We start from the raw sequence: 14,760 nt of genomic DNA on the forward strand, positions 1-14,760 counted from the left end.
CCTTTCCATTAGCCTTCGACAAGCTCAGGATGACAATCGTGTCAATATATTTCTCTAAGATTTTCCATATAGATTTTAAAGATTTCTAAAATTCCTTCAATCTGTGTTCTTTAAAAAAATCCGCCACCATTCAAGTGCAACGCCCTCAACACCATCCCCCATCAAAAATCCGTCACCACCAGCGCTTTGCAAAGCAAACCCGTTTCATCCGCGTGCTAATTTATTGAAACATATAAATGAAGATAAAAATAAGTACAACGCTAAGTAAATTTAAGATTTTAAAAATTTTCAAAATTCCTTCAATCTGTGTTCCAAAAACTTGAAACCTGAAAAATCCCTTTCCATTAGCCTTCGACAAGCTCAGGATGACAATCGTGTCAATATATTTCTTTTAGAGTATCCCTATAGATTTTAAAAATTTCTAAAATTCCTTAAATCTGTGTTCCAAAAACCTGAAACCTGAAAAATTCATTTCCATTAGCCTTCGACAAGCTCAGGGTGACAATCGTGTCAATATATTTCTCTAAGATTTCCCCTATAGCTTTTAAAAATTACTTCATTTTCTTCAATCTGTGTTCCTAAAAAATGAAAAACGCTACAATTAAAGTGCAATGCCCAACTAAACACTATTCAATCCAATACTAAAAGTACTCCCTAATCCCAACTCACTTGCCACAGCAATAGTACCATTCTGAGCCTCAATAAACTCCTTACTTATTGCCAAGCCCAAGCCTGTACCCGATTTGTTACTCCCTGGTATTTGAAAATACTTATCAAAAACTTTCGACTGATAGCGCTTATCGATGCCTTTGCCATAATCTTGAACCTGAAAAATCACTTGCTCATTTTCGGCTTTTAATTTGACAATTATTTTACCTTGCATGGGCGAATACGTGATTGCATTGGTTAAAAAATTAATCAAAACCCAACCCGTTTTTTCTGCATCCGCTTTTACCATTGGAAGATTGGCATCCGCATCTATTTGAATGGTTATTTGTTTTTGTTCTGCTTGAACTTTTACCGCATCAACGGCATAATCAACTATTTGATACGGATTACTTTTCTCAATACTCAAATGGATGTTACCCGTTTCTAATTGCGAAATATCCAATAACTCACCTGTGATTTTTAATAAGCGTTGGCTATCGTCTTTTATACTTTCAATCAATTGTTTTTGTTCCTCATTAATTGTGCCCGTTGCTTTGTTTTCTAAAAGTTGTAAACTCAATTTAATTGCCGAAATAGGTGTTTTTAATTCATGAGAAACAGTGGCAATAAAGTTTGTTTTTGCAAAATCCAATTCTTTAAATATAGTAATGTTGCGCAAAATAATAACATGACCAATAGTGATGGTTTTATCTTCACCTGTTGGGGTTATGGTAATGTTAACCCTTTCTTTTTCAAAATAACTTTCTCTCCCATCCGCAAATATTTTGATAGGTAATGTCTTTTGAAAACTGGTTGCATTAGATAATAATGTACGTATCAAGTCGTTTTCCAATGCCAAATGCACCGCCGATTTACCAATAACTTCCTCCTGCTTTAATCCGATAATTTTTAACGCCTCATCATTTACAAACAAAATCACCTCCTGATTATCTAACCCTATAATCGGGTCATGCATATTGTTGATTAAGGTCTCTAATCGCTTTTTCTCAAACGAAAGTTTATACAAATTACTACTGTGGTATTCTTCTAATTTTTGTGCCATGGTATTGAACGAACGTGCCAAATCACCAAACTCGTTATGGTCTAAAAAGTGTACCCGTTCAGAATAATTTTTATTAGCAATCTCTTGAATACTAGACGTTAGTTCTTTTATAGGATTTGCGATGTTATTGGGTAAACTCACCAATAAATTAAATGCAATAAGAAAACAAAATACCCCTATAAGAATGACCCAAAAGTTAGCCGTTTCGGCTGTTTTTTTGGCAACATCACTTTTCTGTTTGATGGCATCCATATTGAGCTTCATAATCTCAAAAATGTTTTGGTGCATTTGAGACATGATGCTATCCGATAGCGGATGGGCTTTCATGAACCGAAAATTATCCCGTAATTGGTACGTAGCATTGTCTTCACCAAACTCGGTAATATTTTGCAATTGCTTGTTTAAATTCATCTCAAACACAGCAACCGCTTTTGACTTGTCCTTAGGGATAGCATCCAATGCCAAAAGCATATTCCGAGAATACTCCAGCGTTTCATAATTGGCCTTGAGAATATTCTGCGTGTCTTTTTTGATAGAGTGAATATAAAAAGCACTCAATAAAGAAAGGATTATTATTAGTAAAAACAATAACCCTACGCCTAGATTTAATTTGGTTTTTATTCGCATTTTTTTGAATTGTTTAACTGTGAAATTTAACAGTGAACTTTAATCTCACCTTTTTCACTTCTCACTTCTCACTCCGCACTCCGCACTTCTCACTCCGCACTTCTAAGATAAAATCACAAGATCAATGTTAGAAGAAGAAAGGTTATTCAATAATTTATTAAACACAGTGGAAGACAAAATTACTTTAAATAAATTTAAGTGAGGTTTACCAATACACACAGTGGTAATGTCTTTTTGGGCTACAACGTCTAGAATTGCATCCGTTATTTTTGGGTTTTGAACTTTAATAATTTCTGCACCTAACTCGGTAGCCATCTTAAAGTTATTGATTAAATGGCGCTGTTTATCCAATGCAATCTTATCGCTACTTTCATTGGGGGTTTCCACATACAGTACATACCAAATACTGTTGTAATAGCTAGCCAATCGCGCTGCTTTTCTAATTACTTTCTTAGCCGTTTTATCATTACTACTGATACACGCCAGTAATTTTTCGTGGCGGAGAGCAGTATTTTTAGGTACTTCATTTTCCACTTTTCGCACCACTTGGCTCGCTACTTCTTTTAATGCCAATTCACGCAATTGAAGGATTTGATCGGATTTAAAAAAGTTGTTTAATGCTGTTTCAATTTTATCTGGTGTATAAATTTTGCCTTCTTTTAAACGAGTAATCAATTCATCTGAGGTCAAATCAATATTCACTACCTCATCAGCTAGGCGCAACACATTATCAGGCACACGCTCTTGCACATCCACATTGGTAATTTGCTTCACATTTTGATTAAGACTCTCAATGTGCTGGATATTTACTGCCGAAATTACATTAATACCCGCTTCTAAGATTTCCAAAACATCTTGCCAACGCTTTTCGTTTTTGCTGCCTTCAATGTTGGTATGTGCCAATTCATCAACAATTACAATTTCGGGGCGTAAATTGATAATGGCTTGTACATCCATTTCTTCCAGTTCTTTTCCCTTATAAAAAAGCGTTCTACGAGGAATCACGGGAAGTCCTGCCAACAAATCATGAGTTTCTTTACGGTTATGGGTTTCGATGTAACCTATTTTAACATCAATTCCTTTTTTCAAAAGCGTATGTGCTTCTTGCAGCATGCGATAGGTTTTCCCTACCCCTGCACTCATACCAATATACACTTTGAATTTCCCTTTTCTTGATTTTTGAATTAGGTCTAGGAAATGTTTTACGTTTTTTTCTTTTTCAGCATCCATTTTTGAAGAATTGTATTACTGTTTATTGTATATCATATTATTGTATACTGAACTGAAAATCAATATACAATAATACAATATACGGTTTACAATGATTTAAAACGAAATAGCTAATGATGTAGTCAAAAAAGTATTATTATCGGTAGGATTTCCATCCTTCAAAAAGATTTCATCTTTACTATTCAATGCACGCGCTTCAATTCTAAACAGTACATTATCTGCTACTAAGTAATCAAAGTTAGCCGAATACCCAAAAGTTTTGAATCCGTTTGGTGTTCCCGTTGCAATAATTACACCATTTTTATCTTGATAATATTCACCTCTTGCTGCCAATTGAATTTTAGCGGTAGGTTTGTATTGCGCAATAAGCACAGGTGAATACCAAGTATCATAATCGCTACTGCTGTTAGTTGTTTGTTGCACACCTATATCAAAACCTGCTACAATATTGGTTTTTTCAGAAACTTTGAATTGACCGTAGAAGTTATTAAAATAACGCCATTTTCTATCCGTATCAGGTTGTTCATTTCCTACAAAAGTGCTCCAATTCAATGTTGCTTTTCCAGAAGGTTTATAAGTAACTTGTGTGCCAAAAGCGGGTGTTTGATTGCCATCAATCCTTTGAATGCGTTGCCAACCGTTTAAGTACATCGCTGCCAAGTACCACTTTTCAGAGGCAGAAGTATATCCTAATTTTACACCTGCTTCGTAATAAGGTGAGTTTTCGGCTAAAATACTTCGGGTTAAGTTCATGCAGTCTTTTCCAATAGCACTTTCAAAACCGATATGTGAAGGCATAATTCCAGCATCAACCCATAGATTTGCAGTTTTTGAAAGTTTAATCCCAATATTTGCTTCAAAAATGTTTTTCAATGCATCTTGTTCAGTAGCCAAATTATATTGTGCGTAAGTGCCTGCCATAAGGGCAAAATTACCTCTGACAATTCCTTTGGAATAACTGGCTTTTACATATCCTAGATTTAAAGTCGCTTCATTGTGTTTGTTATAGCTGTACATAAACCCGGGACGTGTATGATTGTCAGGATTACCAAAATCATAGCTATAATACGTATCTATATAACCAGAAAACGTAAAGGGATTGACTTCTTGGGCGTTTGCAATCGTGCCTACACAAGCTATTAAACAGGTATATATTATTTTTTTCATTGTTACTCTTATTTCAATTGATCTAAAGCGATGTTCAGTTCTAAAACATTTACGGTCTCGGTTCCCATCACTGTTGGTTTGTTACTCATCTTTTCTACTAATTGCATTACTTTTTCTTCCGATAATTTTCTAGCATTTGCAACTCTTTTTACCTGAATTAAAGCGCCTTGTGGCGAAATATTAGGATCTAATCCACTACCTGATGCCGTTACCATTTCAGAGGGAATATCTGCTTTTTTCAAATACGGATGAGCTATTAAAAAAGTGTCAATTCTCTTTTGAACTTGTGCCAAATAATCAGCATTACTTGGTCCTTTGTTACTTCCCGCACTACCCGCTGCATTATAATCAACTGCTGAAGGACGACCCCAAAAATAGTTGGCTTTATCAAATTTTTGACCTATTTTTTGATAACCAACTACTTTACCATTTACCGAAATGGTTTCGCCTTTACCTTGGTTGGGAGCCAATTGTGCTATACCTAACATGGCTAAAGGGTAAACTACTGCAAACAAAATTACTATTAAAACAGTAAACTTTATTATTGATGTTATATTTTTCATTTTTTTATTTATTTAATGTAAAATATGAGTTGCAAAATATGGAACAACTTAATACTTTTTACTTTTTACTTTTTACTTCTCACACACTTAAAAGAACATTGCTACCACTAAATCAATCAATTTAATCCCAACAAATGGTATAATGATTCCTCCTAAACCATAGATTAAAAGGTTTCTTTTTAGAATAGCACTCGCGCCAATGGGCTTGTAATCTACACCACGTAATGCCAACGGAATTAATATTGGAATAATAATGGCATTGAAAATTACGGCTGATAAAATGGCACTTTCTGGACTATGCAAATGCATAATATTCAATCCTTGTAATGCTGGAATGGATGCTATAAAAAGAGCTGGAACTATAGCAAAATATTTGGCCACATCATTCGCAATGGAGAAAGTAGTTAATGTTCCTCTCGTCATCAATAATTGTTTTCCAATTTCTACGATTTCAATTAACTTGGTGGGATCATTATCCAAATCGACCATATTTCCTGCTTCTTTGGCAGCTTGCGTGCCACTATTCATGGCTACACCAACATCGGCTTGCGCTAAAGCAGGTGCATCATTAGTTCCATCTCCCATCATAGCAACCAATTTACCATTTTGTTGTTCGTTTTTGATGTAATTCATTTTATCCTCTGGTTTCGCTTCTGCAATAAAATCATCTACTCCAGCTTTCTCTGCAATGAATTTAGCAGTTAAAGGATTATCGCCTGTTACCATAACCGTTTTTACACCCATTTTGCGCAAACGATCAAAACGTTCTTTCATTCCTGTTTTAATAATGTCTTGCAATTCGATAACCCCTTGCACTTGACTGTTTTTGATGACTACTAAGGGTGTTCCGCCATTAGAAGAAATTTCAATGACTTGTTTAGCGGTATCTTCTGGGAATTTGTATCCTGCCTGTTCCGAAATGTTTTTAGCAGCATCTTGAGCCCCTTTTCTGATGTTGGTTCCATCTTTTAAAACTACACCCGAAGTTCTCGTTTCTGCGGTGAATTTTATTGTTTGCGAGATGTGAGATGTGAGATGTGAGATGCTTGCTTTCATTTCACCTTTTACATCTAACATTTCACTTAACTCAAGAATACTTTTCCCTTCAGGAGTATCATCTGCCAAAGAACTCAGTACGGCTGATTGGATAAACTCTTCTTGAGAAACACCATTGGAAGGATAAAAGTTAGTAGCTTTTCTGTTTCCAATAGTGATGGTTCCTGTTTTATCTAAAAGCAACACATCAATATCACCGGCAGTTTCAACAGCTTTTCCTGATTTAGTAATTACGTTAGCTCTCAGAGCTCTATCCATTCCTGCAATACCTATTGCCGATAATAATCCTCCAATGGTTGTTGGAATCAAACACACAAAAAGAGAAATAAAAGCAGCAATAGTTATTGGTGCATTGGCATAATCCGCAAAAGGTTTTAAGGTTACACACACAATGACGAAAATTAAAGTAAAAGCGGCTAACAAAATTGTTAAAGCAATTTCATTCGGTGTTTTTTGACGGCTTGCACCTTCTACTAAAGCAATCATTTTATCAAGAAAACTTTCGCCAGGTTCTGTGGTTACTTTAACGATGATTTTATCGCTTAACACTTTTGTGCCACCAGTAACAGAGCTTTTATCACCACCTGCTTCCCGAATCACTGGTGCACTTTCTCCTGTAATAGCACTTTCATCTATAGTGGCTAAACCTTCAATAATTTCACCATCGGTTGGAATCACATCCCCAGCCTCACAAAAGAACATATCGCCTTTTTTCAGTTGAGAAGAAGAAACCATTTCTATTTCTGAAGGGCTAATTTTACCAACAGCTGTGATTTTTTTGGCAGGTGTTTCCTCTCTCGTTTTTCGCAAGCTATCGGCTTGTGCTTTTCCTCTAGCTTCTGCTATTGCTTCTGCAAAATTGGCAAACAAAAGGGTTAAGAATAGTATTATGAATACTATGAAATTATAAGTGAAACTACCTTGATTTTGTGCACCCATTAAGATGGCAATACACACTATAAACATAATGGCAGTCCCAATTTCAACCGTAAACATTACTGGGTTTTTGAACATTACTTTTGGGTTAAGCTTCACAAAAGATTGCACGAATGCTTCTTTTACTTGCTTACTTTCAAATAATGAATTGGATTTATTTTTAGTCATTTTTTATTTTTTTTAATAGTATACTGTAAAATGTATATTGTATTGTTGTGTTTGATTATTAATAATAAAATATTTAAAACTTTAAATATCATTACTCAGAACTACATTTTTGCATTATACATTATACATTTTTGCATTATACAATCATTATTTATTTTAATGTAAAATATTCTGCTAATGGTCCTAAAGCTAATGCTGGGAAGAAAGATAAAGCAGCAATAATTGCGATTACAGCAAAAACCATAATTCCGAAAATAGTTGTATCTGTTTTTAAAGTTCCGGCACTTTCTGGAATGTATTTTTTATTGGCTAATAATCCTGCGATGGCAAGCGGACCAATAATTGGTAAAAATCTACCTAATAGCAACACAATACCTGTAGATATATTCCAAAACGGATTGTTATCACCTAAACCTTCAAACCCTGAACCGTTATTGGCAGAACTTGAGGTAAATTCATAAAGCATTTCAGAAAAGCCATGATTGCCTGGATTGTTTAGCCAACCTGTTGCATTTCCGTTAAACCAATACCCCATAGCAGTATCATTAGCTGCAAGATAAGAGGCTAACGCTGTTCCAGATAAAATCAATAAAGGATGAAGAATGGCTATAAAAGCGGCTATTTTTACTTCACGGGCTTCAATTTTTTTACCTAAAAATTCAGGGGTTCTACCAACCATTAAGCCGGAAATGAAAACAGCAAGAATAATGAAAATATAAAAGTTCAACCATCCCACACCACATCCGCCATAAAAAGCATTTACCATCATAGATAATAATTGCATTGCTCCCGACATTGGCATTGAACTATCGTGCATACTATTCACAGAACCTGTAGAAATTACCGTAGTAGCAATACTCCAAAAACCTGAAATAGCAGGTCCGAAACGTACTTCCTTACCTTCCATTGCCCCAGTTGCTTGGGTAATTCCCATCTTGGTAATGGCTGGATTTCCGCTTAATTCGGAACTAATTGTAGGAATGACCAAGAGCAAAAATCCAATAGTCATTACACCAAAAACTACATAAGAAAATTTACGTTTTTTGAGATAAAACCCTAATGCGAATATCATTGCAAATGGAATTAATAATTGAGCTACAAGTTCTACAGCATTGGTAAGATAAGTTGGGTTTTCAAATGGATGTGCTGAATTAACTCCGAAAAAACCACCTCCATTGGTCCCAATGTGCTTGATTCCGATAAAAGCAGCGGCAGGACCACGAGAAACTTCAACCGAGTCGCCTTGTAAGGTTGTAATGGAATCTTTTCCCTCAAATGTCATTGGAGTTCCACTAAAAATTAATATTACGGCAACAATAGCTGCTAATGGTAATAAAATACGCGTACAACTTTTGATAAAATAATTGTAGAAATTACCCAAATGTTCGGTAGTTCTCTCTTTCATGGCGTTGAAAACCATTGCGGCGGCGGCCATTCCAACCCCTGCCGAAACAAATTGTAAGAACATCAACATTAATTGTCCCAAGTAAGACAAACCCGTCTCACCTGAGTAATGTTGCAAATTACAGTTGACTACAAATGAAATAGCGGTATTAAAAGCTAAATCGGGACTCATTGATGGGTTTCCATCGGGATTTAAGGGTAAACTTCCTTGAAAAAGGAGCACAAAAAAACAAAGAATAAACCATCCTAAATTGACACTCAAAAGTGCTTTTAGGTGTTGCTTCCAATTCATTTCTTCTTTGTCATTGATACCACTTATCTTAAAAATCAAGCGCTCAATGGGGTTAAATATTGGGTCTAAAAATGTTTTAGTTCCTAAATATACTTTTGCAATGTACTTCCCAATAGGAATTGACAAAACTATGGTTAGAAAAAAAACCGCTACAACACCAAAAATTTCTGTGTTCATAATTTAATTATTTTAAGAATGTTTAAAATTTTTCGGGTTTAATTAAGACATAAACCAAGTAGCCAAATACAGCTAACGCGACAATAAATAGTGCTATCATAATTTATACTTTTTCAAAAAATTCGACCGATTTAAAACAAATTGCAAAGAGTAAAACACCCAATGCAAGTAATAGGATAGTGCTCAACATGTTTATTTAATTTTAGGGTTACTATTATACCGAACTGGCATTGATTTGCTTAATATATTCCGTCTTTAATCCTTTAGGAAATAGATTTGAAATACTACAGTGACGTATTTCCATAAAGGTTGAAACCGAATAAACATATACCGTTGCAATTACTTCTTTGGTTTCATGGCTACCAGTTTCTAAAAGATCTTCCGCTATATTCAAGAGTTTTTTAGCTCTTACAATATTTCCAGAAATAATAGCTTTGTTGGTGATTGCCGCAAAGCGTTCGGCTTGTTTGTAAATGGTATTCATTTTATTTCTCATACAGATGAATTTATAGGTTCTTCATCGCTTATGCCAAAAGGTGTTCCATAAACCAAAACCAAAACATAACATATTGTAAAACAAAAGAATAAATGGTTTTACTAAAAATCAGCCCAATAAAAAAGCCTATCAAAATGATAGGCTTTTATCAAAATAAGTAGTTTTATTTCAACTGTTGCAGTTCTTTCTTGAGGGCATTTAACTGCAGTTGTAAAGCCTCAATCTCTGAACGATTATTGATTGCTTTTAAACTTTGGAATACTTCTATTTTACTTCCTTCTAAACCATATTTTTTAAGTTGTGAAATTATTTTTCTTGAAAGATTTTCTTCATATTCATCGACCACTACATCAACAATTATCTTTTTAGTCTCGGCATCTACAGAAGTATGAATAACGTGATGCGATTTTTCGATTTCATGTGCAATAAAATAGTTAACTCTATCAGTATAAACATTTATGGTCCAAAGGTTATAGGCTAAATAAAGTGCCGGTATAATTGCAATGAAAGCAAGTATACTAAAATAGCTATTAATATGTTTAATATTACTTTCTGTAAATTTAGAAAACTTCAAATAGCGAGTTATTAAATAACATCCCAAACAAATAAAAAGAGCATTGATAAAATAAGTGTACAAGCCTCCTAAAATATATTCCCATTGTAATGTTGCTATACCATAACCCGCAGTACATAATGGAGGAATACAAGCGGTTGCAACTGCAATTCCAACTAAAACCCTATTGCCATCATGACGAGAGATAGCTATCATTCCGGCCATTCCCCCAATGAAAGCTAAAAAGATATCAAAAATTGTTGGCTTGGAAAAAGACAACAACTCATCAGTTGCGATATGATATGGAGAAAGCACATAATATAGTGTAGCGCATAAAATTGAAATGATTACAATTCGAAAAGCATTTCTTAAACTTAACTGTAATAACTCACTATCTAATGTTCCTAATGAAAACCCAATGCCAAAAATTGGTCCCATTAGAGGAGAAATTATCATTGCACCAATAACTGCGGCTTTAGAATTAATATTTAAACCAATGCATGAGATAAAAATGGCAAAAGCCATAATCCACAAATTAGTACCTTTAAAAATGGCTCCAGTTTTTATTTCATCATACGTGATTTGCTCCGCCTCTTGATCCGTTTTTAAATTTACAATGGTTCGGATATATCTTTTTACTACAGCTAACTTACTTGTCATATTATTATGGATAACTTATAAATTGTATTCTTCAATTTTTCGATACAAAGTAGCAATACCTATTTCAAGTAACCGAGCGGTTTCTGCTTTATTTCCATTTGTATAATTTAAAACTTTTTGAATGTGTAATTTTTCTACACTACTCATAGAAAAAGCCGACATAGACTTGGTTGTATGATCCGATTGGTGCTGGATTTCATAAGGTAAAACATCAACCGTTAAAATATCGTCATTAGCTAAAATAACAGCCCTCTCAATTACATTTTTGAGCTCACGTACATTGCCAGGCCAATGATAAGTTTCTAACTTATGTCTAAAACTATCATCCACTCGCATTGTTTTTTTGTTAATTGCAGAAGAAAACTTATCTACAAAAAAATGTATCAAAGGCAAAACATCTTTTACACGTTCTCTCAATGGTGGAATATTTATTTCAAAAATATTTAGCCTAAAATACAAATCGGAACGAAAACGATGGGCTTCGCTTTCTTGCTTCAAATCTCTATTTGTGGCAGCTATTAAACGGAAATTAGATTTTTTAGGTGTGGTATCTCCAATTGGAATAAATTCATTGGTTTCTAGAACACGAAGCAATTTTGCTTGCAATTCTAGGGGAATCTCTCCTATTTCATCTAAAAACAATGTACCTCCATTAGCTTCTTCAATAAACCCTTTTTTATCCTTGATAGCACCCGTAAACGCCCCTTGTTTGTGTCCAAATAATTCACTTTCTAAAATTTCTTTACTAAACGTACTACAATTTAGCGCTACAAATGACTTATTGGCGTGCGTGCTATTTTCATGAATAGCTTGGGCAAAAACTTCTTTACCAGTACCCGTTTCACCTGTTAATAATACCGTTGAATTGGTTTTAGCCACTTTTTTAGCCAAATCAATTACTTGTTCAATGGCTTTAGATTTCCCGATGATGGTCTCAAAAGAATATTTATCAGAGATTCGCTTTTCGAGTTGTTTTACTTTCTTTTGCAGTTGTACTTTTTCAAATGCTTTATACAGTAAGGGAATAATTTTATCGTTATCATCTCCCTTCACAATATAATCAAAAGCCCCATTTTTCATGGCTTGAACGCCATCTGAAATATTGCCATAGGCTGTTAACAATATTACTTCTGTAAGCGGAAAACTTGCTTTAATTTTTTGAAGAAAATCAACACCATTACCATCAGGCAATTTAACATCACAAAGTACTACATCTACATCGTTGTGTTCCAATTTCTTGAAACCAGATTTTAAATCAGCTGCTTCAAGCACATCAAAACCTTCCGCTTTTACAATTCTAGAAAGCAAACCTCGAAGTTTATCTTCGTCATCAATGATTACTATATTTCTCAAAAGGTTTCAAAATTTATTCATGCAAAATTAGCTATATTTTTTTATCTATTTACAAAGTGAGTCAATTACCAACCCTTTTGCTATTAAGCCACAAAAAACATTTCCATAGAGACATCAAACAACAATCAAAACGATGCATTTTCAAAGATATCTCACCTTTTAGGTTTTTTTAGATTACTTGAATTTTTCTAATCCGCGTGCCAAACATTTTTTTTAAACCCTATAAGTGATGTAAGTAAATATAAGCATAAGCGCAACCTTATGTTTAATTAAGTGCGGTTAAGATTTTAAAGATTTCTAAAATTCCATCAATCTGTGTTCCAAAAACCTGAAGCTAAATACAATATTTAAATTCCTTTTCATTAGCCTTCGACTGCGCTCAGGGTGACAATCGTGTCAATATATTTCTTTTAAATTTTCCATATAGATTTTAAAGATTTCTAAAATTTCTTCAATCTGTGTTCCTGAAAAATGAAAAACCACGCCAATCATATACCAACATAATATTTTTTTTAATACTTTAGTAAAAATATTGCTTTAGCATGTCGATTAAAACATTGTTACATACACCTGCGCTTACTCACGAAAAGTCGTTAAAAACTTTGGTTGAGAACCGCACCATATTCTCATTAGACCATTGCGAATTAAACATATTTGAAACCTATCAAAAATCGGATTTGGTACCGTTAAAGTTTAATGACTTGGTGGTTACGAGTATGTTGCGAGGTAAGAAAGTAATGCATTTGTTTGAAGACCCAAGCTTTGAATACCTTCCAGGTGAGACAGTGATTGTACCCTCGAATGCCGAAATGAAAATTGATTTTCCAGAAGCTTCAAAAGACAATCCTACTCAGTGTATTGCTTTGGCAATTGACAATAACATTATCACCAATACGTTAGATTTTCTTAACGAAAAATACCCAAAAGAAGGCAAAAGTAACTTGTGGAAATTGGATCACGAAAACTATTTCTTTTACAACAACGTTGAATTAGCGGGAACCATTAACAAGCTGATTAAAGAATGTATGGGGAATTCTATCACCAAAGACGCTATTGCCGATTTAACCCTACAAGAGTTAATCATTAGAATCATCCAAACGCAGACCACCAAGCGTTTTGAGAGCGAAAAATATATTGACAGCAATAGTCCGATTACACCCGCCATTGCATTTATAAAAAGTAACATTAGAGAAAACATCAATCTCAAAGAATTGAGCGACAAAGCTTGTATGAGTACAACCTCTTTTTACCGCTATTTCAAACGAGAATTAGGCATGAGCCCAATAGAGTTTATATTGAATGAAAAAATAAAATACGCAAAAAAACTACTAAGTAATCCCAATATTAACGTTTCCGAAGTATCCTATGCCACCGGTTTTGAAGATTGCAATTACTTCATCCGATTGTTCAAAAAATACGAAGGCGTCACCCCAAAACAGTATCAGTTGATGAATTATAATGGGTAAATGAGTGATTAGTGAAGAGCATTACTCATTCAACCTTATTTCTTCTAGGTTTTGAGCTTCTTCTTCGGTAAACAATCTATAATTTACTATAAATGTTTTTCCGTAAGGTGTTTCCAGTGAAAAACCTCCTGCTCCTATGCCATCGGTTACATCCAGGGTAAAATGGGCGTGTTTCCAGTATTCGAATAAATCTTTATCCACCCAAAACTCGAATCCTTTGATGGTTCCGATACATACATCGCCATAGCGTAAATAAAACCCGCCCTTTTCAAAACATTGCGGCTGTGTTCCTTCACAACATCCACCGGCTTGATACAACATTAAATCGCCAAATTTTTCGGCTAGTCTGTCTAATAAATCCAATGCCTTCTGTGTAGCATCTAATCGTTTTACTTTTTCCATATCTTAAATTTAAACACATCAGCAAATATAAACACAACAACACATTCATTAAAGATTTTAAAAATTACTAAAATTTCTCAAATCTGTGTTCCTAAAATAAAAAACGTTATGTTTTCCATTAGCCTTCGACCACGCTCAGGGTGACAATAGAGTCAAGGAATTTCTAAAGATTTATAACCATTTTAAATTTTAAAGATTTCTCACATTTCTCCAATCTGTGTTCCAAAAAATAAAAAACGTTAAGTTTTCCATTAGCCTTCGACTAAGCTCAGGGTGACAATAGAGTCAAGGAATTTCTAAAGATTTATAACCATTAAAAATTTAAAAAATTCTCACATTTTTCCAATCTGTGTTCCAAAAAATAAAAAGCGTTATGTTTTCCATTAGCCTTCGAATAAGCTAAGGGTGACAATAGAGTCAAGGAATTTCTAAAGATTTATAACCATTAAAAATTTAAAAAATTCTCACATTTTTCCAATCTGTGTTCCAAAAAATAAAA

At 34.2% G+C, this 14,760-nt stretch carries 12 protein-coding genes; 1 reads left to right on the plus strand and 11 read right to left on the minus strand.

Annotated features, from left to right (window positions below; all coding sequences use genetic code 11):
* Positions 1 to 619: 619 nt before the first annotated feature.
* The 10 genes from VK164_RS05835 to VK164_RS05880 form a co-directional block, all read right to left on the minus strand.
* The gene (locus VK164_RS05835; RefSeq protein ID WP_324208465.1) at positions 620 to 2,338 is read right to left on the minus strand and encodes a sensor histidine kinase; all 1,719 of its coding nucleotides are present in this window, start codon (positions 2,336 to 2,338) and stop codon (positions 620 to 622) included.
* Positions 2,339 to 2,440: 102 nt separating this feature from the next.
* Complete coding sequence (locus VK164_RS05840; RefSeq protein ID WP_324208466.1) at positions 2,441 to 3,568, minus strand: sensor protein KdpD; 1,128 nt, start codon at positions 3,566 to 3,568, stop codon at positions 2,441 to 2,443.
* A gap of 96 nt (positions 3,569 to 3,664) precedes the next feature.
* Positions 3,665 to 4,735, minus strand: a complete 1,071-nt coding sequence (locus VK164_RS05845; RefSeq protein WP_324208467.1) for a porin — start codon at positions 4,733 to 4,735, stop codon at positions 3,665 to 3,667.
* A gap of 8 nt (positions 4,736 to 4,743) precedes the next feature.
* Positions 4,744 to 5,298 carry a K(+)-transporting ATPase subunit C gene (locus VK164_RS05850; protein WP_324208468.1) on the minus strand — a complete coding sequence of 185 codons (555 nt, stop codon included), beginning with the start codon at positions 5,296 to 5,298 and terminating at the stop codon, positions 4,744 to 4,746.
* A gap of 87 nt (positions 5,299 to 5,385) precedes the next feature.
* Positions 5,386 to 7,458: a potassium-transporting ATPase subunit KdpB gene (gene kdpB / locus VK164_RS05855; protein WP_324208469.1), complete on the minus strand. Its 2,073-nt coding sequence runs from the start codon at positions 7,456 to 7,458 to the stop codon at positions 5,386 to 5,388.
* A 151-nt stretch (positions 7,459 to 7,609) separates the two neighbouring features.
* Positions 7,610 to 9,331, minus strand: coding sequence for a potassium-transporting ATPase subunit KdpA (gene kdpA, locus VK164_RS05860; protein ID WP_324208470.1), 1,722 nt, complete (start codon positions 9,329 to 9,331; stop codon positions 7,610 to 7,612).
* A 22-nt stretch (positions 9,332 to 9,353) separates the two neighbouring features.
* Positions 9,354 to 9,431 carry a K(+)-transporting ATPase subunit F gene (gene kdpF, locus VK164_RS05865; RefSeq protein WP_091314114.1) on the minus strand — a complete coding sequence of 26 codons (78 nt, stop codon included), beginning with the start codon at positions 9,429 to 9,431 and terminating at the stop codon, positions 9,354 to 9,356.
* A 114-nt stretch (positions 9,432 to 9,545) separates the two neighbouring features.
* On the minus strand, positions 9,546 to 9,827 hold the full coding sequence (locus tag VK164_RS05870; protein ID WP_324208471.1) for a DUF7674 family protein: 282 nt from the start codon (positions 9,825 to 9,827) through the stop codon (positions 9,546 to 9,548).
* 163 nt (positions 9,828 to 9,990) lie between these two features.
* A complete protein-coding gene (locus VK164_RS05875) occupies positions 9,991 to 11,040 on the minus strand; it encodes a DUF389 domain-containing protein (protein WP_324208472.1) in 1,050 nt (349 codons plus the stop codon).
* 15 nt (positions 11,041 to 11,055) lie between these two features.
* Entirely contained in the window at positions 11,056 to 12,393 is a 1,338-nt protein-coding gene (locus tag VK164_RS05880) for a sigma-54 dependent transcriptional regulator (protein ID WP_324208473.1), read from the minus strand.
* 542 nt (positions 12,394 to 12,935) lie between these two features.
* On the opposite strand from VK164_RS05880, the gene VK164_RS05885 reads away from it, so the two are divergent.
* Entirely contained in the window at positions 12,936 to 13,859 is a 924-nt protein-coding gene (locus VK164_RS05885; protein WP_324208474.1) for an AraC family transcriptional regulator, read from the plus strand.
* A gap of 21 nt (positions 13,860 to 13,880) precedes the next feature.
* Here VK164_RS05885 and VK164_RS05890 read toward each other — a convergent pair whose 3' ends face one another.
* Complete coding sequence (locus VK164_RS05890) at positions 13,881 to 14,261, minus strand: DUF779 domain-containing protein (protein WP_324208475.1); 381 nt, start codon at positions 14,259 to 14,261, stop codon at positions 13,881 to 13,883.
* Positions 14,262 to 14,760 lie beyond the last annotated feature (499 nt).

The sequence above is a fragment of the Flavobacterium sp. genome (assembly GCF_035299005.1).
Lineage (GTDB): Bacteria > Bacteroidota > Bacteroidia > Flavobacteriales > Flavobacteriaceae > Flavobacterium.

Excerpts from the sequence above, each read along its gene's own strand:
- VK164_RS05875 (WP_324208472.1), bottom strand. The coding sequence starts at position 11,040 with ATGACAAGTAAGTTAGCTGTAGTAAAAAGATATATCCGAACCATTGTA.
- VK164_RS05845 (WP_324208467.1), bottom strand. The coding sequence starts at position 4,735 with ATGAAAAAAATAATATATACCTGTTTAATAGCTTGTGTAGGCACGATT.
- VK164_RS05885 (WP_324208474.1), top strand. The coding sequence starts at position 12,936 with ATGTCGATTAAAACATTGTTACATACACCTGCGCTTACTCACGAAAAG.
- VK164_RS05850 (WP_324208468.1), bottom strand. The coding sequence starts at position 5,298 with ATGAAAAATATAACATCAATAATAAAGTTTACTGTTTTAATAGTAATT.
- kdpB (WP_324208469.1), bottom strand. The coding sequence starts at position 7,458 with ATGACTAAAAATAAATCCAATTCATTATTTGAAAGTAAGCAAGTAAAA.
- VK164_RS05840 (WP_324208466.1), bottom strand. The coding sequence starts at position 3,568 with ATGGATGCTGAAAAAGAAAAAAACGTAAAACATTTCCTAGACCTAATT.
- VK164_RS05870 (WP_324208471.1), bottom strand. The coding sequence starts at position 9,827 with ATGAGAAATAAAATGAATACCATTTACAAACAAGCCGAACGCTTTGCG.
- VK164_RS05890 (WP_324208475.1), bottom strand. The coding sequence starts at position 14,261 with ATGGAAAAAGTAAAACGATTAGATGCTACACAGAAGGCATTGGATTTA.
- VK164_RS05835 (WP_324208465.1), bottom strand. The coding sequence starts at position 2,338 with ATGCGAATAAAAACCAAATTAAATCTAGGCGTAGGGTTATTGTTTTTA.
- kdpF (WP_091314114.1), bottom strand. The coding sequence starts at position 9,431 with ATGATAGCACTATTTATTGTCGCGTTAGCTGTATTTGGCTACTTGGTT.
- kdpA (WP_324208470.1), bottom strand. The coding sequence starts at position 9,331 with ATGAACACAGAAATTTTTGGTGTTGTAGCGGTTTTTTTTCTAACCATA.